Source organism: Pseudoalteromonas sp. A41-2 (assembly GCF_015767615.1).
GTDB classification, from domain to species: Bacteria; Pseudomonadota; Gammaproteobacteria; order Enterobacterales; family Alteromonadaceae; genus Pseudoalteromonas; species Pseudoalteromonas lipolytica.
Genome location: NZ_CP065231.1, coordinates 2,343,824 through 2,365,733 on the forward strand (window position 1 = coordinate 2,343,824; position 21,910 = coordinate 2,365,733).

Annotated in this window: 11 protein-coding genes; 9 read left to right on the plus strand and 2 right to left on the minus strand. The window is 40.9% G+C overall.

Going from position 1 to position 21,910, the window contains the following annotated elements; all coding sequences use genetic code 11:
* Positions 1-212: 212 nt before the first annotated feature.
* Genes IT970_RS10735 through IT970_RS16040 form a run of 8 tightly spaced genes read left to right on the plus strand, consistent with a single transcriptional unit; the run spans position 213 to position 18,775 of the window.
* The gene (locus tag IT970_RS10735; protein ID WP_196857314.1) at positions 213-2,414 is read left to right on the plus strand and encodes a CapA family protein; all 2,202 of its coding nucleotides are present in this window, start codon (positions 213-215) and stop codon (positions 2,412-2,414) included.
* 9 nt (positions 2,415-2,423) lie between these two features.
* Complete coding sequence (locus IT970_RS10740; protein ID WP_196857315.1) at positions 2,424-4,346, plus strand: hypothetical protein; 1,923 nt, start codon at positions 2,424-2,426, stop codon at positions 4,344-4,346.
* Positions 4,346-7,462: a poly-gamma-glutamate biosynthesis protein PgsC/CapC gene (locus IT970_RS10745; RefSeq protein ID WP_196857316.1), complete on the plus strand. Its 3,117-nt coding sequence runs from the start codon at positions 4,346-4,348 to the stop codon at positions 7,460-7,462. Before IT970_RS10740 ends, IT970_RS10745 begins: the two co-directional genes overlap by 1 nt.
* Positions 7,449-9,713, plus strand: coding sequence for a hypothetical protein (locus IT970_RS10750; protein ID WP_036966998.1), 2,265 nt, complete (start codon positions 7,449-7,451; stop codon positions 9,711-9,713). Before IT970_RS10745 ends, IT970_RS10750 begins: the two co-directional genes overlap by 14 nt.
* Positions 9,703-10,446 carry a hypothetical protein gene (locus IT970_RS10755; RefSeq protein WP_036966995.1) on the plus strand — a complete coding sequence of 248 codons (744 nt, stop codon included), beginning with the start codon at positions 9,703-9,705 and terminating at the stop codon, positions 10,444-10,446. The genes IT970_RS10750 and IT970_RS10755 overlap by 11 nt, the downstream gene beginning before the upstream one ends.
* Positions 10,431-14,705 carry a hypothetical protein gene (locus IT970_RS10760; protein ID WP_196857317.1) on the plus strand — a complete coding sequence of 1,425 codons (4,275 nt, stop codon included), beginning with the start codon at positions 10,431-10,433 and terminating at the stop codon, positions 14,703-14,705. Before IT970_RS10755 ends, IT970_RS10760 begins: the two co-directional genes overlap by 16 nt.
* Positions 14,695-16,251 carry a hypothetical protein gene (locus IT970_RS16035; protein ID WP_231387275.1) on the plus strand — a complete coding sequence of 519 codons (1,557 nt, stop codon included), beginning with the start codon at positions 14,695-14,697 and terminating at the stop codon, positions 16,249-16,251. The genes IT970_RS10760 and IT970_RS16035 overlap by 11 nt, the downstream gene beginning before the upstream one ends.
* Complete coding sequence (locus tag IT970_RS16040; RefSeq protein WP_231387276.1) at positions 16,223-18,775, plus strand: hypothetical protein; 2,553 nt, start codon at positions 16,223-16,225, stop codon at positions 18,773-18,775. The genes IT970_RS16035 and IT970_RS16040 overlap by 29 nt, the downstream gene beginning before the upstream one ends.
* 396 nt (positions 18,776-19,171) lie before the next feature.
* Here the strand turns inward: IT970_RS16040 and IT970_RS10770 are convergent, their stop codons facing one another.
* Positions 19,172-19,702 carry a thioesterase family protein gene (locus tag IT970_RS10770; protein WP_036966987.1) on the minus strand — a complete coding sequence of 177 codons (531 nt, stop codon included), beginning with the start codon at positions 19,700-19,702 and terminating at the stop codon, positions 19,172-19,174.
* A gap of 109 nt (positions 19,703-19,811) precedes the next feature.
* Between IT970_RS10770 and IT970_RS10775 the strand changes: the two genes are divergently transcribed.
* Positions 19,812-20,300, plus strand: a complete 489-nt coding sequence (locus IT970_RS10775; RefSeq protein WP_036966984.1) for a hypothetical protein — start codon at positions 19,812-19,814, stop codon at positions 20,298-20,300.
* Positions 20,301-20,314: 14 nt separating this feature from the next.
* Here the strand turns inward: IT970_RS10775 and tyrR are convergent, their stop codons facing one another.
* Positions 20,315-21,871 (minus strand): transcriptional regulator TyrR, encoded by a 1,557-nt coding sequence (tyrR, locus tag IT970_RS10780; RefSeq protein WP_036966980.1) that lies wholly within the window; start codon positions 21,869-21,871, stop codon positions 20,315-20,317.
* Positions 21,872-21,910 lie beyond the last annotated feature (39 nt).

Genomic DNA, 21,910 nt, shown 5'->3' on the forward strand with positions numbered 1-21,910 from the left:
CTTAACACTCGGTGCACAAACAAAGCACTAAAATTACAGTTTTGGTTATAAAAGTAGATGGCATGTTGCATTTATGAGGACAATATCTGAATTTTCAGAGTCAATGTTTGGTTGTTCCAATCTGTTAACGTCGATAGAATGCGTCCGCAGTAAATATTGCCCTAAAGAAATGTAAATAAAGTAAAAACGAGGATCATTTGTTTAAAGTAGTTGTGAGTTTTTTGCTTTTATTTGTTTGTCTTGGTTTAGCGGCATGCAAAGTAAAAGATCCAAATGAAGATAAACCTCAACAACAAAAGCAAGATGTGATCGACGCACATGAATCACTTTTAACAGGCCATGCTAGTGTCTCGCTGACTATAGTTAATGACGACTTAACTCCCTTAAGTAACATTCCTCTGACTATTGCAGAGCAACAATATACGACTGACAATGATGGTCAGGTATTCATTGATAAGCTGGGTTACGGTAATCATGCCATTACAATTCAACAGAATGGTTACTTTACCAAAGTAGGTATTCTTGTAAATCACCCAAACTCGACAACCACACAAATCAAACTCCATGCCAAACCTGCAACGAGTAAAAGCCTGGTATTTGGGGGTGATTCAATGTTTGGACGTCGTTACTTAGACCCGAGTCTCGCAACAATGGGCACCACAATCCCCAATGTGAGTGACGCACTCATTCGTCCAGCGACAGCCGCAGCTGATAGCATCGCAATTACTAAAGATATTGCTTCCCTGTTTAAATACGCAGATTTTGCTTCAGTCAATTTAGAGTCACCGATTACCAGTAACCCTGCTGTCGTTCATCCGACCAAAGAATTTAGCTTTTTTTCGTTACCTGATTCGTTACAAGGCTTAACAGAAATTGGGATTGATTACGTGGGACTTGGTAATAATCATATCTACGATTATTTACAAACAGGTTTAGAAGACACACTACTTGAAATATCAAACACAGGGCTGCTGTATAGTGGTGCAGGTCTTGATGAATTTGCTGCATTCAGCCCTATTACAGCTCAGCTCGACACATTCAACTTAGTACTCTTTGCCGCTACAACAGTTACCGGAAAAGAACACGAACTTACTTACGTCACCGATGCAATGAAAGGCGGTGCCGCAGATTTAACAAATGCAGAGTACGTGCAAGAAACGCTTGAAAAAATACACCCAAGTAATTTTGTTATTGCGCAAATACATGGTGGTGAGGAATACACCTATTCTCCTTCGCGCTTTATTTCAAGTCACTTAGTTGATTTATCAACGCAAAATACCGACTTACTCATTGCACACCATCCTCATGTAGCACAAGGTTTTGCAGTATATAATAATGTGCCTGCCATTTTAGGGTTAGGTAACCTCGTGTTTGATCAAGCTCGCCTCGATACATTATTAGGGGTAACGGTGATGGTCGAACTAGACTCACAAACTCAAACCGTTCAGCGTGCATTTGCCTACCCTATTTTTATTGAAGATTACAAACCACGTTTTACAACGGGCTTTTTAAGTCACTATTTATTAAGGCGCCTAGCCGAATTTTCAGACGATAATATTACGCTTATCCCCCGCGATAATTATGCTGAGGTGTACTTTAAAAAAGCACACGCAACCAAACGCAATCACAAGGTCAGCGTTGAAGTAAATTCACAGACTCCTATCCTTGATTTACGTGAGTATGCTCCCTCTTCTGCCGCCTATCTATCGGCAATAGAAGTCACCAATGGCACTTTAAATGAGCTTACTTTTGGGCGAGATTTAATGATTTTTGGGGACTTTGAAGATTGGGATAACGACAGCGATGCATTTGAAATTAGCCGCTGGGATCATAGCAGTAATAGCGTTTTACCGTGCACTGAAAACCCGCACAATGGCATTCAAGCTTTATGCTCAACACGCGATGAGTTTGATAATACCCCCTCAATCATTCCCTTCAGACACACAATGAGTGTGATGAAACTAACTGATGAAAATTTTCAACCAATGCTTAGCAAGCAGTTTTCTTTATTTGGCTACATTCAATCTGAAAACGGCGGCAAGCTAGAAAGCTTACTCACCTATACCACAGAGGTAGATGATCTGGCTTTTTCACAACATCAGGTCTTAATTAGTGAAGGTGGTGACAGAGCATGGCAATCCTTTAGTCACGATTTCACATTACCATCTGATGAATTTACATTAGATCAAAAAAAACAACCACCTCGGGGTGTAAAACTACAATTTAGGCACTATGCTCCTAATAAGGGAGAGGCCATGACTCGCTTTGATGATATTGCGATGATTTCATGGCAAAAAAGTGTTGCACTGCAAAACAGTCAGTGGAACACAGATAAAATGCACGGATATGACTTTTTAAAAGTCTCTGTAAATGATACAGCAAGCTTAACACTCACTTTTACTTCACTTGATTAAGGAAGAAGCGTGGCTGTCGCTCAACGATTATTGTTATTAAAGAATCACCATATTTTTTGGCTTACGCTTGGCTTGTTTGCTTTAGTGGTGATAAATAATGTTTTGAATCTTTTTCAAGCTAGCAATGCTTATTTCTATCAAAAGTTAGCATCGTTTGGTGAAACACAGCACACCAATATCGTACTTATAACAAGTAAGAACTTGGCTAAAAACCATTCAGAACTTATTGAAAAAATAACTGAATATAACCCCAAGGCCGTTATCGTTTTATCAAACCAAAATATAACACCTTCAATTACCAACCGTGTTTATTATCCTATAACGCAAAGCGAATACTGTGTACCACGTGTTGAAATGTGGTCAAGTTACCACATGCGAATCCCAGCCAATGATAAAGAGTCTCTGTGTAATAGCATCTGGCAAACTGTTTTTGGCTATGAAGGTCAGCAACCTCGGCTAATTGATTTTAAATTAGCGGTCAGTGCTCTCCCTAAATTCAGTGCTGAGCGGGTTTTAAGCTCTGATGTTATGAGTGAACAATTAAAGAATAAAGTCATTATTGTTGGCCAAACAAGTTCTGCGTTTAATGTAAATATTCATGCTCCTAAGTTAACGGGATTGAACGATCCTCTCCTGCTTATGGCCTATGCCGCAGACAGTATCGAAAAAACAACCACGGTGATAGAGCTTAAACCTAGTTATAGCGCCCTCATTGAACTTGCTCTGGTAATTAGCCTGCTGTTTAGCTTTCAAAAACTGGCTGTTATTTACTCATTTGTCATTGCCTTGGCAAGTTGCCTTTTCTGGGTCGTGGTCAGTTACCTTGGTATCGTGTTTGCTGCTGTTTATATCCCTGTTGGCCAATACATTATTGTTATCTTTTCGACCCTTTTTTCGGCTTTGATTGTACGAAAACTATCTGAAGATAAAGCGCTAACGGGGGTTGTAAATAATATCCAACAGAAAATGATGGGCCGTTTTTTTCCGCAAACCTTTATTGAGCAAGCCTCTCCATGGGATCCAATAATTCAACTAATAAGCCAGCAATTAGATCTCGAAAAATCAATTTTTTTGGCGAGAAAAGAAGATGATCATCGCATTGTTGAAATAAGAGCGATCAATTGCGAACTCGACAATATCCAAGAAATGCGCCGTGACTACAAACGATCCCCGTACAGTGACGCATTAAAAGCACTGGGTATTGTAAAGATTAGCCGACCTTTTTTTAAAAATGTGCTCAACACTGAAATAGAGTTTATGGTCCCCCTCGTATACGCGGGTGATGTTCGGGGTTTTTGGGCTTTATCGGTTATTCCAAATGAGACTTTTGATCGACACGCCTTTGAGAAAAATGTGAACAAATTTGCAGCACAAGTCGCTGAACTGCTCTTTCATTATCATATTTATAAAACAACTCAGGCGAAGAATCAGAACTTACTCAATAGACTTGTCTCGTTCAAACTACATGAACCAATCGATCAGCAAGTTAAACGTTCGCTCAATGACATGGAGCAAAAGTTAACAACCTTAGAGTTGGTGTTTAATCATACACGCTGCGCAACAGTTCTCTTTAACCTGTTCGGTCAAGTCGTACAAACAAATGCAGCGTTAGAACACTTTGCTAAACAACATCAGCTTACCATTTTTGAAATGACAGCCTTAGATTTGTTATGTCATAGCTGCGCCCTTGATAGCGAAGTAGCCAAAGGTAAATTGCGCTATGTCACATTAAATAAGGCGGATATTCATTTACCGGCAGTCCTTAATAATCAACATTATGTTTTAAATATAAAAGCGATTCATACCGATGGATCGCAAACCGCTTCGGGTGAACCATTTCAAGTATCGGGTATTTTATTTGAATTTCTCGATACCTTTGAGAATGAGCCACAACTCGACGACGGTTTTGATGAAACCCTGAGTGAGCAATAATGGACTTTGTCTTAGCTCTCTTTCCTGCAGGCAGTGGCCTTGGACAGTCAGTTATTACCACCGTGTGGGTGGGTACGGCCGTTGTTTGTCTATTGAACTTACGTTTTGGTTTCCCATTAACGGGGCTTGTGGTGCCAGGTTATATCGTGCCTTTGCTCATCATCAGTCCCACATCTGCCGTCGTTATCATTATTGAAGCAATCGTTGTTTATGGCTTAATGCGATTTAGCGCCCATTACATAATGGAAAAATGTGGTTATGGCGAGATGTTTGGTCGTGACCGGTTTTTTGCCATTATATTGCTGAGTATTTTAGTACGTGTTTGTATGGACACGTTAGTGTGGCCTCCCGTTGCCAATCAATTAAGTCAGTGGGATATTACCCTAGACTACGCGTCACAACTGTACTCTTTGGGTCTTGTGATTATTGCTTTAACAGCGAATGTAATGTGGAATGGCGGCTTCAAATACGGTCTAAAAGTCACCTTTATTCAACTTGTGATCACCTTTGTGCTCGTTCGCTTCGTACTGATGCCGTTTACTAATTTCAGTATTGCTAATTTAGGTATTATGTACGAAGCCGTTGCGGCATCCATTATTGCCGCTCCCAAGGCCTATATTATTTTAGTGATCACGGCCTTTATTGCCTCAAGAGCAAACATAAAATACGGCTGGGAATTTAACGGAATAATGCTACCCGCCTTATTAGCACTTCAGTTAACTCAACCCAGTAAACTGTTGACCTCTTTCGCTGAAACAGCGGTCATTTTAGTGTTAGGCGGCTCGTTAATTCACTTTACTCGCCTTAAGCACGCCAATATTGAAGGCGCTCGATTACTGCTATTCTTCTTCACTATTGGCTTCGTGTATAAACTTATTCTCAACTACATTGTGGTGTGGTATTTCCCCGCTATAAAGGTCACCGATACGTTTGCATTTGGTTATATGCTTGCCACCTTACTTGCACTCAAAATTTACCAAAAAAACGCATTAGGGCTGGTGATCAGGGCAACGTTTCAAACTTCAGTCGTTGGGGGGGCATTTGCCATTTTGGTTGGTTTTATTGTGATGCTTGTTCCGTCAATGCTGTCAAAACACACTGAGACTTCAGACATTCAAAGTCACCACGTATTCACCCTTGACCAGCAAATCAGCCGTTACAAAAGTTATTTATATACCGCACAGTCAAACAAAGTCACCGTGAGTAGCTATAAAGCAAATCAAGCTGTCACTGATTTTAAATATGGGGTTTACCAAGTTAATCAGGCGATTAAAGATAATCAATCGATAGCCAGTCTTAACGCGCTGTTTAACCCGATAGGATTCAGACTTGAAAGTGATGAAGACTATATTTATATAATAGACACGTTTGAAGATCAGCAGCGCGGTCTTTTCGTATTAAATAAAAATCCGCAATCAGCGCCTTTATTGATCACCGTACCATTTCCTATCACCGAAAGTTTAGCAAGTGATTCAGCAGGGCTTATATTTCAGCACCTCAAAAGCAAAGCGCTGGTTTATGGTACCGCAAAGACACCACAACAAACGTTAGCACAAGAGAATCAACAAAGTCCTTTCTATCAAGCATTTATTACAGCACTTAACGCTGATGAAGTATTGCAGGTACGTGAGTCTAACCACTTTACTAAAGTCTCTTTAACTGATTCTCCAGCAAAATCACAGAGCCAATATTGGATTTATAATCAACTTCCTGCATCAATAAGCCAACGAGAAATTCACCAATTTATGGGGTCTGAAGAAACGTTCTTTGGTAGCGCAACAGTAAATAGTCTACCCACCTCACAATTTTCGGGCTCCTTGCTTGAGGTGTTTTTAGATAGCGACAACTACGCGAGTATATTAGCCAATGCTTATCGCGATAATAAACGCTACAGCACACTTCAGTTTAATAAATTAGAACGAGACATTAACCAAATCATTGATGATTTTTCTGTGCATATCAGTGAAAAAGGCAGTTTTAAATATCAACCGCTGTCTAAAAACCAGGTGGCCCTTTGGGAGTTCGAAATACTCAAACCACTGTATAAATTAATTGCACAGATAGGAAATAATCCTCTCAATGAGAATAACCTAAATCAGTTAAAACAAATTAATGGCACTGCTGAGTTACTTAACTACCAATTACAACACGTCCAGACAATGAGCGGCCGCTATTTACTATTGAGCCCTCAGGACAAAAACCAAGCGTATCAGCAAGGTCAGGGCTTATATATCTTTAAGTTAAGTGAACATGAGTCTATCACTCTCAGTGTTCCCCGCCCTTTATTTGAAAGTAATACATTGGCTGTTACCAGCGAGTTGTTCAGCCGAACCAATGCAGCTTACTTAGCAATTGCGGGTGCTCATCCGTATGCACATCCAAAAGCGAATGTATTAGCCGTCGATAATGTAGAGTCGTTATTTAATATCGTTCATCAAAGCTACTTACGCTTTAATGAAATGACACCCAGTTTAAATATTCAGATAAGAAGCCACAGCGCGCCTTCTTGGGTGCGCCCGAATGCTATCGCGTTCTCGACGACACAGATTAATGAGCTTGCCACACCACTGATGAATCAACTGAGTAATCAGTTAACGGCTTTGGGGATTAAGTATCAAGTTGTTGAAGGACAAACAGCAACCAGAGGGCTTGAAATTGGTAGCTCTCCTCAAGCGGGCTATCAACAATTTAATGCGAATAGCGAGCTGGCAACCTTGTGGTTAGCGTCTGATTTCAAAACGCAATTTTCAGTAAGCCAAAGCAGTTTGTTACAGCGTTTACTGGCTATTTCGAACACCCCAACACTAACAGTGATCAATCTCGCCACTTTGTCACCGTCGAACTGGCAAGCGTTAAGCGACCTTGATAAGCAAAATATGAAGAGCATTATTGATAGCTACGCCGCGAACCAACGTCTCACGTCTTTGGCACGATTATGCAACGAAATGAATAAATGTTCACTGCACACAATTGAGTTAGAGCATGTCAATAAATATGCTTTGATGTTCAAACACAACAGCAAAATCACAGCCATATATTACCCCACTAAAAATCAGCTATTTGACCTAGATGGGTTTAATCTTATGATGAGCGGAGGCGACAGTGTATTTAATTAAACGCTTGCTTGCGCTACTGGTTATTGTCAGTGTGGTATTCACCCTACTGTTCTTTGGTCGACACTTTTTTGTTTGGCTCGATTCAGCTGAGCCTATTGGTGCCAGCACAGGCGAAGAAACACGCTCTAATGTGCAATGGTTGAGTAGCGATAAGCCGCTGCGATTCAATTTTTCGAATCAGCGGACCCACTCGTTGCGCATTCTTTCTAATGCCGTATTTGATAACTCGATTTCTTTTGATCAACCGGTTAACTACGCTATTAAGTATGTTCTGTATGACCAACAAGAGCGTGTGATTTTAGACGATGTTTATCATCATGCGTCTAAGCTGTACACCGACTTAGACGGCCAAAAAGTTAAGCAAATTATTGAAAACAAACAATCCTTGAGTGTTGCCTCGGGACAATCTTTTTACTTACCCATAGCTCATTACCCACATGCAACCAGCTTAGAGCTGACTATGATCCCCGAACAGGCTAATCTTCAAGGAGTGGTCGTTCGTGTGCATGCTAAAACCCCTGAACAAAGTATTGATCCTCTGAACACATGGCTTAAAAGACCATTAGATCGCCGTCAACGGGCAACAAACTATTTAACGTTAGGTGAAAATGCCTTAACCAGTAACGAAATCAGTAATGCGATGGCTTATTGGTGGCAGAAAATCGCCCCGCAAGGTATTCCAGATATCGACTTTAAATCTGATATTCTCTACGAAAGCCTCCCCTATAACGTGTTGACCTATGACTTTAGTGCTGAGCAGCACGATTTAGGTGCTTACTTTACCGAAGAGGGTTTATGCGCCAGCGTTCGCTTAGATGAACCCGACAGCCTTATTTTCACCGTCAAAGAAGGCGCAAAACTGCCACATTTAATGTGGTATGACAAACTGCAATTCTCGGCGCCGACGCCTGTCAGCTTTGCTCCTACCGATATTGAAAACCGCTATCAAACACAGCTCATTGCAGCTGGATTAGTGAGTATTTGTAGTGATGAAGCGATACTTACTCAATGGCAAACTCTCTCAGACACCCCAATTTTAACAAGTTATGCTGGCAGTTATTTAATAAATGAGCAAGGCAATGTCGAGTTTGATATTGACCCCAAAAGTGACTTAAAGCTAGATGTACGCGCTTTAGAAACAAGCCAGTTAGAAGTCGTATTATTTGATCAAACACACACAGAAATCGAACGCTTCTCTTTAGCGCATAAAGGCGACGTCTCACACTACGATCGCCTTATAGACGATACAACGCAAAGACAGCGTGTTGGTTTACTCACCTCGTATTATTTGCGCACGCCAGCTAATGCGTATCGAGTACAAATAAACGCGAATAAAGACGCTTATGTCCTGTTGCGCGCTCGTTACGCACAATTTCATTATCAGCGTGTAGTTGCTCATCAAAATATCACAACGCCGATTGATCAATTTTATGATATTGCAGCGTGGTACGAACTACGCGCGAATAATCACTTTGAATTAACACAGCAGGCACGTTTTGCCAATATTCGAACCTTTACGCCCCCTGCTGAAGTTGAGCCAATGACGACCTTTTATCAGCCAAGAGAGCTTTACACTCTACTGCCTATTTCAAATGTGGCCCTCGCACTTAGCCCTGACCGTTACTTTATACCTAAACAACCGGCACAAATTTTTAACTTTGGACTTTACACACCTAAGACCCCAGCCAGTTATTCTGATACGGGTGATAACAAACTGATTTTTAGGTTGTCTAATACCCGTGCTCAAGAACGTAATGCATCAGATGTGTCAGCGACTGAGTTAAAACAATTACAAAATAAAGCAACGGCAACCTATCAAAACTGGCATGGTGAGAGACCGTGGATTAAACAACGCCTCTATCAACTCAATAAAAATACGCCTTTAACACTCAACTTTGATGCGCAAGAACAACCAATGAGTGTGGTCTTTAAGCTGTTTCGTTCGCGCAGTGCACAGCCTATTGAGTTTAACATTCTTGAAAAAGCTAATTACAAATCAGGATTAACCAGCGAGTACAGTATCGCTAAACAGCGTGTTCAATTGCATAGCTCAGAATTACTTAACGCGTTTCTAATTCATCCAAAAAATAGCCAATTAAATAGCTACCCTAGCGTCACGCATACGGTATCAAGTGACATAAATAAACTGCACTCACTGACAATTAGCGCATCTGAGACAGTCTGGTTATCGATACTTCAGGAGTACCCGCTGGGGGAGCAAAAAGTAAGGTGGTGGAACAATGAATATTAAGTTTATCATCATTATCATGGGGTTATTGGTCTCGGCATGCCAAGCTGAATCAAACATCTCTGAACTTCATACCGACTTTCAACAGTGGTTAAAAAATAGCGAGGCCGTCCCTTCCCATTTCACGTTAAAGGATGGGGGGTTATACGCAAAGGAATCATTAGATTCTGGCGGTGAAATACATTTTAAAGAAACCGGATATGCCTGTATTGCGTATGCCCCACACCGCTTCTATGACCTGCATACTTTAGATATTGCACGCTCCCTATTTAATGACTGCCAGGTACTCCTTACCAATACCAAGCACCGCACAAGTCGCGACGCAAATGGCGTGCTGATTGACTTTGGTAAATATAAAGAAAGTGCTGCAAATGCATTTATTTTAGCTTATGCGGATACCGTTGAGTCTTTTACCATTTTCCAATTACATGGATTCGCCAAAGAAAAACGTAAAACTAATCAAGGCAGAAAAGCCGACATTATTGTCAGTCAAGGTCGTGAAAATGCATCGTTATTTACACGTAATATCACCGACTGCCTAAATGAAAAACTAAACGTTACTGTGATGCTCTATGGCCGAGATATTTATGAGCTTGGAGGAACAAAAAATATACTCACAACCCTTGCGCCAAGCAATAGTCAATTTATCCATATTGAATTAAGCCGCGAAATTCGCGAAAAATTAATTACTGATAACCACTTATTAAAGCTGTTTAAACAATGCCTTACTTCGTAATTGCTCTCGTTAGTATAACGCTGCTGCTATGTCAGCCAGCCAAAGCCTCACAGCCAAAACACGCCGTGCTGATGCCCCCTACTTGGTTAAACACATCACCACACTTATCGCCTTTGGCGACAACGCAGCACCTAACTTTTGATGCCAAACAGCACCGTTATTTGTGGCTACCAGAAGGTCATTGGCTTGAAATAGCCCCCGCACTTTTAAATCAGTTTATTCTAAGTGCAGGGAACACGCAGTATTTACAACAACGCTTACGCGTTCACAGCGACTTACTTTGTAATACCAAACGCTGTCAGCTGCCAGCCACTGGGCATAACCGCATTATTGCCATACAAAATCATCTCGACGAGCGTGCTGAATTTACTGCCATGATAGGCCATTACCAAGGCGCAAGAGACAGCTTTAGGCGCGCCATAAAAATAGCCGCTCCTTCCATACAACTAAGCTCAGCCCAAGGAAATGAACGGTATTATGCGCTCAAAAAAAATGAAGAAGTGAAGCTGTTTTTTCCTGCCGCAAAAAAACTAACGATCTCTGTACGTCAAAATATGCAGCAGCCCGATCCTAATGGTGTGGTGTACGCATCTATTGATAACGAACTGGTTGCCAGAGTAAATACCATAAATAGCCAAGCATTTGAATTTAGCGAATACGATGTTGGACTTGTAAACAGTGACTACCTTGCCATTGCGGCTGGGCAGTATTTAACTCTTAAAAGTCACACCAATGCGTATATTAAAATAGAGCAAAGCCACCGCGCTATTTATGATGACCGCGCAGCCGAAAAAGAACAAGAAAAACTGTTACTCCCCTATTGGCTAACAACCGCAAATGAAGCGATTGAATCGGTTTATAACACACACTCTTTTAGTGTGTTTAGCGATGATGTGTACACACAAAACAACCCGCTTTCTATAAAACGTCATTACAACTTATTATCGATGATGACAGTGCAATCAAAACTCACAGGCAGCACAGAGCATTCATCACTACAAATGCATAGCAAAACCATTAGCGAATTAGTGGAGCAACGCCTCGTTGATGAGCGGTTTTACCCACGTATTAATCAACAAGTGCGCGAATTAACCTACCTTGGACACCAACCCATTGAGTTCGATTTAAGCATTCAACAACGTGCAACGCCGTGGTTAACCCTTATTGCAAAAACACAACAAGACACCCAATTTCAGTTAACCGCGGGTGAGCGTAATTGGCTTATAAACCTAAAAGCGACCGAACATTATCAAACACTTATGATTTCGGTGCCTATTTCAACCTCATCGGTAACGATTAAAAGGCTAACCAACACCTCGAAGCCTATCGATTTTGCCCTGTATGCGAGAACACTCGCCTCCTTACCGAGTGACGAATTACTGTATCAGCAACAGGGAGACCTCAGTGAAACAAGCCCTATTATCGCTAATTTATTGAGTCGTTATTTAAACAAACAACATGACGACTATGTGGCTTCAATCGAACCCTATACACCGGCTTTGCAAAATAACCCCGATATAGACTGGCAAGCGTCACTCACAAAAGCACAACATATTGCTACATCAGCGCCTCTAGAAGCACTGGCTTTGTTAAAACCGTTGAGCACAAGCCCAGACCCTGATATTGCAATTCAAGCATGGCAGCTAAGAGTAGCCATACTGCGTGAACAACATCAGTTTCACCTTGCCAACAGTTACCTTGAAGGCTTGTATAAAAGCGCGCAGCACGCTCAGTTAAAACACTATGCCGCACAAGCCCTTGTTCGTGCCTATCAAGCAGAACAAATCGAGCATAAACTTTTTGCATTATGTGCGGGGAACGTGAGGACAATAGAGCAATGTGAAGCTCAACTTATAAACCTCGCAGTAAAACAGCAAAAGAACCGTTTAGCAGTATGGCTTGCACATCACACCCAGGCGCAAACACAGGTTGAACACAGTTTTAGTGCGCTCAATTATCAGAGTTTAACGGAACTTGAAAAACCTGAAGAGGCACTTTACCAGCGCTTTATTGGCTCGCAATACGCGTTTATTAACCCAGAAGGAAAGCAACAAAGCACCCTCGTTAATAACGATATACCTTGGGTATTTACCGCTAACCACGCAATGCATTTAAGCATAAAGGCGCGGACTAAAGCCGATCAAAGTGGTGAATATCATACCGCGTGGTTAAAAGCTGATAGTCAGTATCAGCATAAGTTAATGCCCATTTTTAGTGATATAGCGGCCACATCCCAATTCGTCAGTAATCAGCAAGCAGTCTCTATTGCCGCTAATTTGGTTATTAGCTTGCAAGCCGGTGAAACGCTCACTGTGACCACCAATCAAGCTGCTTACCTTGATATAAGTGTTATTCCAAAGCAGTTATTTGCACTTTTTGATTATTATTCTGATGCCACCACTCAAGCAACTAGCGATGATATTAGCTCGCTTATTCATGCGTACGATACAACGCCAAACAAACTCCTTATCAATGGGTTGTATCTACTATCTGAAAAACGTCTCAGCAATAATCAGTACACACAACTGCTGCAACGAATCGACACGCTTCCCCCCTCTGCCCATTCGGTTTTCTTACAAAATAGAATTGAACGCTTTGGTCAGTGGCAGCCCATTGAAAGCATGCTCGATTTCGCTGGTACACGTCTGTTTAATATGCAAGAGACTGAACAACGTAGTTTTGCCGACAGGTTTGCTCAACACACGACTCAATCCGCACCAGAGCAAGGGATCTTATTACGTCCTTTTCATACTTTATACGTTGATTTAACGAAGACTGAAGGCACACAAATTCGCTTTAAATTTAACTTTTCTAGCGCAGAATTAGCGCGTGCAAATAGAGCAAATATCTCTTTTCAGTTAGCAAATCAACAAAAGGTGTGGTCTGTTTCTGAGCAGCAAAGCATTCCATTCACTTTTAATAAGCGAGAGTTAAACAACAATACAATTGCCGTACGTTGGCTCAACCCATACTTGTCGCAACAGCTTGCTATTGAAGCAGAGCAATATATTGCGGGGCAATGGAGAGCGTTGCCGCTACCAACAAATTTAGCGTTTTATACTGTATCAGCTGATACGCCACTTATTGCTAACTTACCTGCCGATACATTAGTAAAACTAGAAGAGATGAATGAAAACAAACGTAGCGAGCGTCGTTTTTTCCATCCAGCAGGTAAAATTGAAGTGCGCACGGATCAATTAAAGTATGTACGCCTCTATCGTTGGCATTTAAGTGAAAGAAACAACAAGATTACGAGTTTTTCTGACATCAATACGCCGCTGCCAGAACTAATCACTTATCAGGCACCATCAGCACCTAAAATAGTGAATAAGCAAGCCACTTTGCATAGCGATGAGACCAACCTACAAGGCTTTATTCGCTTTGATCGACAACATATATTTCAAAGTGCAGAAGACATTCCTGCACAACAAGAAACCGACATAGGTGTGAGGCTTCGCTTTAATGATCAACAACATTGGTATCAATTAGAAGGCTATTATGCGTTTGACGAAAAGCAGCATGACTTCATTGCCTTAAATGGTTACCACTCTTGGCTTGATGACACGAGCCATTGGTTTATCGATTCACAGATCACAAGTCGATGGCAGCTTAGTCGTGATAACTCAGATAGCCAATACGCGTTAAATGGCGCTATTAGTATTGGACAAGTATGGCGCCAAGATACAGTGCATCGGCATCAATGGTCTGTTGCCCCCTTTATTCACATCAGTAGCGCAGACTTAAACGACTACCTCAATGACGAGAAACTAAACTCTAATATTTTTAATTTTTATCGTGAAAATCATGCTTCTGGCTGGCAAGGTTCTTACCAATATCGCTACCAACCTTGGGTAGATAACTACCTCAACTTTGGTGTTGCATCTGGCTCAAATGATGATTGGCTAAGTCTTGATTATTTGCGGTTTAACAGCAGTTGGAACCAATATTACCATGGTCACATTTTGCAAGTTGGTCTTGATAGCTACTACCGTTTTGCCGATGATCATCGTGCAACAGCCACGTGGCAGTACATCAGTCGGGTAGCTTGGCAAAAGCAAATTGATATAGGCTCCTTCTCACAGGGTTGGCTAAAAATCAGTTGGCAGCAAGACTGGGGATGGAATAACCATAATATCAGTCTGGAATTTTCATCGGGCAATAATCAGCATACTGGCTTTGCTCCCTATGCCCATGATGAAATTATTTTTCCGACACTTCAACTTAACCATTTGCTAGAGCGAAGAGATTATGAGCAGTAAAGAACTTAAAAAACGCTTAGAAACCTTACTTTTTGCAGATATCGCAAGCTTTTGGTTAGATCTCTACAGGCAAAAATACCGTCAATTAGTCAACGAGCTAAGTCAATGGGAATTGATCAAGAACCAACCAGACGGACACGACGAAGATGACTGGCTATTACTGCAAGCAATTGCCTTTTTAACTCATAAAATAGATACCCTACAACATCAACTTACAAAGTTAGATGCAGATCACAGCCGTTTTATAGAAAAGCTAAGTCATGCCGAACTCAAAGCAGAAAGACAGTTCCATATACTGGATTATGCGGCCACGTTAGGGGCTGATAAACAACAGTTACAACAAGATCAAGAAGCCTTCACACGTTGGTTTGATGAAGGGGCCATGATCAACCGTTATCAAGATAAAGTGTCTGAACTTGAGCAATCATTAAAGTTTTTAATTGGTAAACTGGGCGACTTAACGCACCGTTATTTATGCCTTCATTTACATGAAATAGAGCAGTCATGGCAAACCGTAAATTTAGAAAGCTTTTTTTTAGATTTACTCGAACACACTGATAATGATGCAATAAAAAACTCTCTTTTTAGAGCCTTGGCAAACCAAGTTACTTTATTAAGCGAGCATGTGGACGATCCGGAATTTAGCGCGGATCTGGTTGAAATGCTGTTACTCTCACTTGAGAAATCAACCACACCACATGCAGCCAAAGTGGATATATTAGAAATATTGATCAACCTTCGCCCCACCTTTACCCGTTATTTCATGCGTTCGCACATTGACTTAGAGGTCCCAAAGACGGGTAAAGCTGACCGCCAGCAATTATTTTTATTAAGCGCTTTTTCAGCCATCATCAGTAAACAACAAACGCTCAATGAGGCAAATCAAAACCTGTTACAGTTGCTGGCAGCTCACCCCTACCCGCGCGTGCGTCAAAGTGTGATAGAACAATGTTTTATTTTGCCGTGCTCATTCGCACTTGCACTAATAACCGAGCGTTTAGAAAAAGAAACCCACCTCGCAATCAGGCTCACATTAATTAAACAATTAACCGCAACCCGATTTAGCGATGGGCAACACAGCTTGATTATTTGGCAACAGCAACTGATGCAAGCTCAACATTTTGCAGAGCAACGTTTATTGCTCGAACTTGCACCACGTATTATGTTTAATTTACAGGTTGAGTGTGAGGAGCAACAAGCCAATACGATTTTCAAGCGCTTCATCGACACCTTAAATAAACACCTTGAAGCACAACAAAACCTTGCCATAAAGCGGATTATTAGCCGTGTCCGTGAACAACTTGTCAGTTTTATGCACCAACAACACGTTGCTCAACTCGAGGCAAACTTAAACACCCATTCGTCAATCAATAACCAAAACATTGACGAGGCACTACTAGGCCGGCTTTTAAGTCAACAGGCGCAAAAATATGAAGCCTACAATGTGAGTCAAAAGAAACAAGGTTGGCACATAAATCAAGGTTATCAACGCGGCTTCCGCTTTTGGCGCTTTTGGCATGAATTTAAAAACCCCCAGTACAGGTAAGCGCCAAAGCTATAACCATTTAGCAAGAAAACCCAGTGCATACATGCATGTTCCTAGCTGCACTGTCGCAGAAATTAGCCAAACAGATGTCCCCGGCGAACCGCGATTTGATGACCTACAATTTAGTTCGCGTCCTCATTTGCCATTGCTCGACTTTCTTTTAAGTACTTTATCGCAAGATAACTTAAAATCCCCAGCGAAAACCTATACCCCTGACGGCATATTAGTCGTAACACCACCCAAAACAGTATTTAAACGCCTTCAAGCATACTGCTGGATTTCATTTAACTTTGAAGAACTTAATAATTTACGAAACGGCTCAGACATAGAGCAAAATAATTTTTTAAATGCTTTAAGAGCGAAAGGATTTACATTTGATTTCCAACAATATGGTGCGGTACTCGATAGCGACTTCCCGGTAGAATCAAGTATTGCGACTCTGTATAAAAAACTCGCCGTTACCCCTTTTATGTTTAATATTTGGGTGAGCTTTAAAGAATATGCCTATTCAATTTATCAAAACAGTATTGGTCAGCTGGTATTTTTCGTGCTGGCTTTCATAGGTTACTTTTGGACACGCCACATAAAAGTGAGCCGCCAAATTCGCGCCGACAGAGCGCAAATTCCTGTATCTATTGGTGGTTGGGGTACTCGCGGAAAATCAGGTACAGAGCGATTAAAAGCAGCACTGTTTAGTAGCTTGAGTTTAAAGCTAATCAGTAAAACAACAGGCTGTGAAGCCACATTAATTTATGCAAGAGCCAGTGGTGAGCAATTCGAAATCCCCTTGTTCAGACCATTCGATAAAGCCAGTATTTGGGAGCAAGGTGATGTGCTTCATTTTGCAAAAAATGTTAAGGCCGATGTGTTTTTGTGGGAATGCATGGGGTTAACACCTCGTTATGTCCGTATTCTGAGAAACTGGATGCAAGATAACTTTTCAACAATAACCAATGCATACCCAGATCATGAAGATATATTAGGCCCCACAGGCATTGATGTTGCAAACGAAACAAGTCATTTCATTGGTGAGAATAGCCTTGTTTTTACCAGTGAACAAAATATGGCGCCGATTTTAGAACTCAATGCCAAACGAAAAAATGCCAGTTTAATTCAAGTGCATTGGGCAGATGGTATGCAAGTTACTGACGATATTCGTGCTTTATACCCATATCAAGAACACCCCGCTAATATTGCCCTTGTGTGTAAAATGGCGCAACACATCGGCCTTAGTAAAGACTATGTGTTTAAAGAAACCTCTGCACGCATTATTCCTGATATCGGCGTATTGCAACACTATCCACAGGCACGCATAGGCGCAATATCTCAGTCGTTTGTTAATAGCATGTCAGCCAATGAGCGCCTAGCAACACTAGAAAATTGGCAGCGATTGAGCCTTTATGATTTAAATAATAAAGCAGATACGCAAGTGATCGCCTTAATCAATAACCGTAATGATCGTGTGGCACGCTCCAAGGTGTTTGCCGGCATTTTAAGCCATGATTTGCGATTTGACCGCATCGTTGTCATTGGTACTAACGTCGATGGCTTTTATAGTTATTACCTGCAAGCACTCACAGAGCGCATCGATAAAATTATCAGCAATAATGACACCAAGGCCCTTGAGATTTTACTCACTCAGCTTAATTTAATGTCATCTTGTCAACTAAAGGCACGTTTAGTTATCGCCTATGATGAAGATATTGCTGAGAAATTACTCTTGTTAGCGCACCGCACTTCTGTAAATAAAACCGATATCAGCGAAGTACTCACGGATGCGAGTAAAAAGGAAATTTCGACAATCCTATTAAACCTAAAACATTATCAAGCCCGAACAACCTTAGACTCTTTAAAACAAGACATATCTAAGCACAGTGAAGAAATCAAGCAGCAACTACTCAGTATTGCAAAATCAAAAGTGACCTTGCTTGATGATAGTAGTTTATCTGCGGATGCACTCACCGACACAATCTCTGACTTAGCATTAGCAAATACTCATCAAGTCATTGTTGGGATGCAAAATATTAAAGGTGTCGGCCTCAATTATGTTTATGCATGGCAACAGTGGCAAAAGATTTCACACTCGGTAGAACACCTTTTTGATGAGCAATGCACGGCCAAAGAGTTTAGAAGTACACTGTCTAATTTAAATATGATTGTGTCTTTCAATCGTTTAGATATTGATTATCTTCAAGAAAAACTAGCGCTTTTAAAGAAAAGTGCATTGGCGCAAAATGAGTTTTGCCAAGCTGAGATCACAAGTCTATTCAACAAACTAGATAAAACAGATAACAAGCAACAACACACACAACAACATCAACATGCTTTTACACGTTACTTTAACCAAGTCGTTGAATCTTTTTTAGATGCTGGGGCTGCTGTTAAACGTAAAAAGCGCGCAAATCAAATTTACCAAGACATTGCTGATCAACGCATCACATTAGAAAAAGCCATAAAAGTATTGGGTAAGTTAAATCGAAATCAAAAAGCGGGGTGGTTTGCGAACAAGTCAGAACAAGATTAACTAAATAATGACAAAGTAAAATAAAAATCATACTAAAGGAGGTTTAGCATTTTAAACCTCCAAAGTAATTGAAAAATCAGAATTTTCCCAAAGATAAAACAACTGTTTTATCGTCAATAAGTTACCTAATTATTAGGGTATTTCGCATATAAACAGGACCGTTCCTCGTTTGAATACACTTACTCTAAAGCAGTAAGATGATACCTGTTCAGAATAGATCATTGCAGAGACAGTATTCGTTATAAAACGACTTAACGTTTGTTAGCCACACGGTGTGTACAGCGAAATAAATTGTGTTCAAAGCCTCAAAAATGCCAGCAAATCGCTGGCATTTTTTTTACTTTGAGCATTATACTTATACGTGCTAATAGTGAGTGTTTTGGCAGCGTATTAACATCATTGATTAGTGATCTTTTTTTGCTCAAGCATTTCTTTCCAATGCATTATCTCTGCCGGTAAAATAGGCGCAACACCTTTAAACCCAGCAACTTCAAGCATTTCTTCAACACTAACCACTCCTTTCTTACGCTTGAATACACCGCGTACATAAGCAATGGCATGTAAGCCACGCTCTGAATGAAACTTTTGCTCAATATAAAAATACTTATGATCCCATCCGACTAAACGCGTGCTTACTGTGTATTTTTGCATCGGTTTAATGTCTCGAATGTAGGTGATTGCCGTTGCGTTAACGATTGGAAACCAACGACGCTTCATAATATGCTGCAACAATCCAACCCGCTCAGTCATCCAAGTACGCGCTAAATCCATGATGCCTAAATACCGAGAGTTAGTCAGATGAAAATTTATATCACAATCAGTGGGTAATGCTTTAAATTCAATATCAATCGTATCAAGTAAGTCTTGGTAATCACGATTACGTTTAATTTTAAAAAACAATAAAATGAGTCGGAAATAGAGGTTCACGATAAAGGTCTAACCAGTTGTTAATGAGCAAAGTGTATCACAGCATATTGCTATGGCGAATATTCTGCTCTAATCTGTGCATATATTAGTATAAAAAAAGAATAATCTAATGAAATTTATTAATTTAGCGGCCTTGTTGACTGCAAGCTTATATACTCAATCTGCCTTTGCTGATTTTAATTACCCGGGCGAAGGGACTTTAAGTTACCCTACCGGGGTTGAGAAACCCTTTAAGTTTGGTTTTGGCTGGCAACAAGACACAGAGAAATTCACCATTGGTAATAAAACCTATGATATGTCGTTGCCTGAGTCTTACTCTGTCGCCATTACATTAAGTAAAGATGAGCAACAAATATGGGTACAGGAATTTAATAATGGGTTCTTCGAAGGGTTTCGTTGGCAAATTGGCGAGCACACTCTGGCATTAGAAAAACGTCAGTTTTCTGAAGCAGTCAAGGGCGATTATGTGATAAGCCTAGATAACCGAGACTACTTTTTTGCGCGCAACAATATCAGTATTGTTATTAAATTTGATAACGAGGGTATAAAAAACATCGCCATTGATGGCGTCACAAAAGACATGGGCACTAAACAATAGTGCCCATAGGGTAATTACACTTTCACCGTTTTACGATTAATGCCGTAATCTCTAAGCTTATTAGCCACCGCGGTATGGCTTAACCCTAAACGCTTCGCTAGCTGACGAGAACTTGGATACGCCGGATACAACTTACGAAGTAACGTGGCTTCAAAGCGTTTTACGGCTTGGTCAAGTGTGCCCTCAAAGTCTGACTCCAAATAGCCTAAATCATGTGTAAATGTTGGTAATTGTAAATGCTCAATTCTAAGCTCATTATCATCTAACAATGAAACAGCGCGATAAATCGCGTTTTCTAATTGTCGCACATTACCCGGCCACGGATAATCCTGTAAAAACCGTAAACATTCTTCCGATAAAACAGGCACCGAATGACCGTTTTGCTGAGCGTATTTTTGAATAAAATGCTCAGCAAGTGGACCCACATCCGCTTTTCTATCACGAAGTGGCGCTATTTCAAGAGTCAAAACGTTGATACGATAGTAAAGATCTTCTCTGAAGGTGCCTTCTTGAACCATGGCTGGCAAATCTTTTTGAGTCGCCGCAATAATACGAACATTCACTTTAACTTCGTTTTCATCGCCTACTTTTCTAAAAGTTCCATCCTGCAAAAAGCGTAATAACTTAGTCTGCAACTGAGTCGACATTTCACCCACTTCATCTAAGAATACGGTGCCGCCATCAGCCTGCTCTAACACGCCTCGTTTTGGGGCTGCATTTTCCTCGTAACCTGCATAGCCAAACAGTTCAGATTCAGCAACATCATCTGGTAACGAGGCGCACGATAAAGCAATAAAAGGTTTTACAGAACGATTAGACGCATAGTGGCAAGCACGCGCTAAAAGCTCTTTACCCGTACCTGTTTCACCGGTTATTAAAATAGGTGCTTCGAGTTGCGCCATTTTCCGTGCTTCTCTGACAACACGACGCATAGCAGTACTAAAGTTATGAATAGTGGCAAAACTTTCTTGCCCATAACGACGAAAAGCACTGACCTGCTGACCAAGACGGCTTTGCGATTTAATATTAATAACAGCACCTGCAAGCACATCCCCTTCAACGCCTTGGGGAACTGAAATAGGCAGAATATCGGCAATAAAGTCTTCACCTGCCACTTCAACACGCGTGGTTTGTCCTAATACTTCTTTACCCTCAAGCCAGCGGGTGAAGTTAAAGCCTTTCAATAAATTATTTATATTAGCGCCAATGACTTCTTTTTCTGATAACTGTAAATCACGGCATGCTGCATCATTACATAAACGCACCCATCCTTTTGCGTCTATAGAAATAACGCCGTCGGGCAAGGCTCTCAGCAGTGTATTTAGCTCATTATGTTCTCGCTCAGAAGGTAAGAATGCAGTTGTTCGCACATCTTTTACGCCATCAATTAAACGAATTGATGGCATAATTTTTTGAAACTGCTCAAACTCTATCGGTGGAAAACTCACATACATTCGGCAATTAACCGAATCAACTTCGATACCTTTTAAATCGACCTGGTAACTTACCAAAATATTGAGAATTTCTTGTGCGATACCAATTCGGTCGGCACAGTGAATATCTAAACGCATTACATCCTCAAAGAACGGGAACCTATAGTATGAGAATAA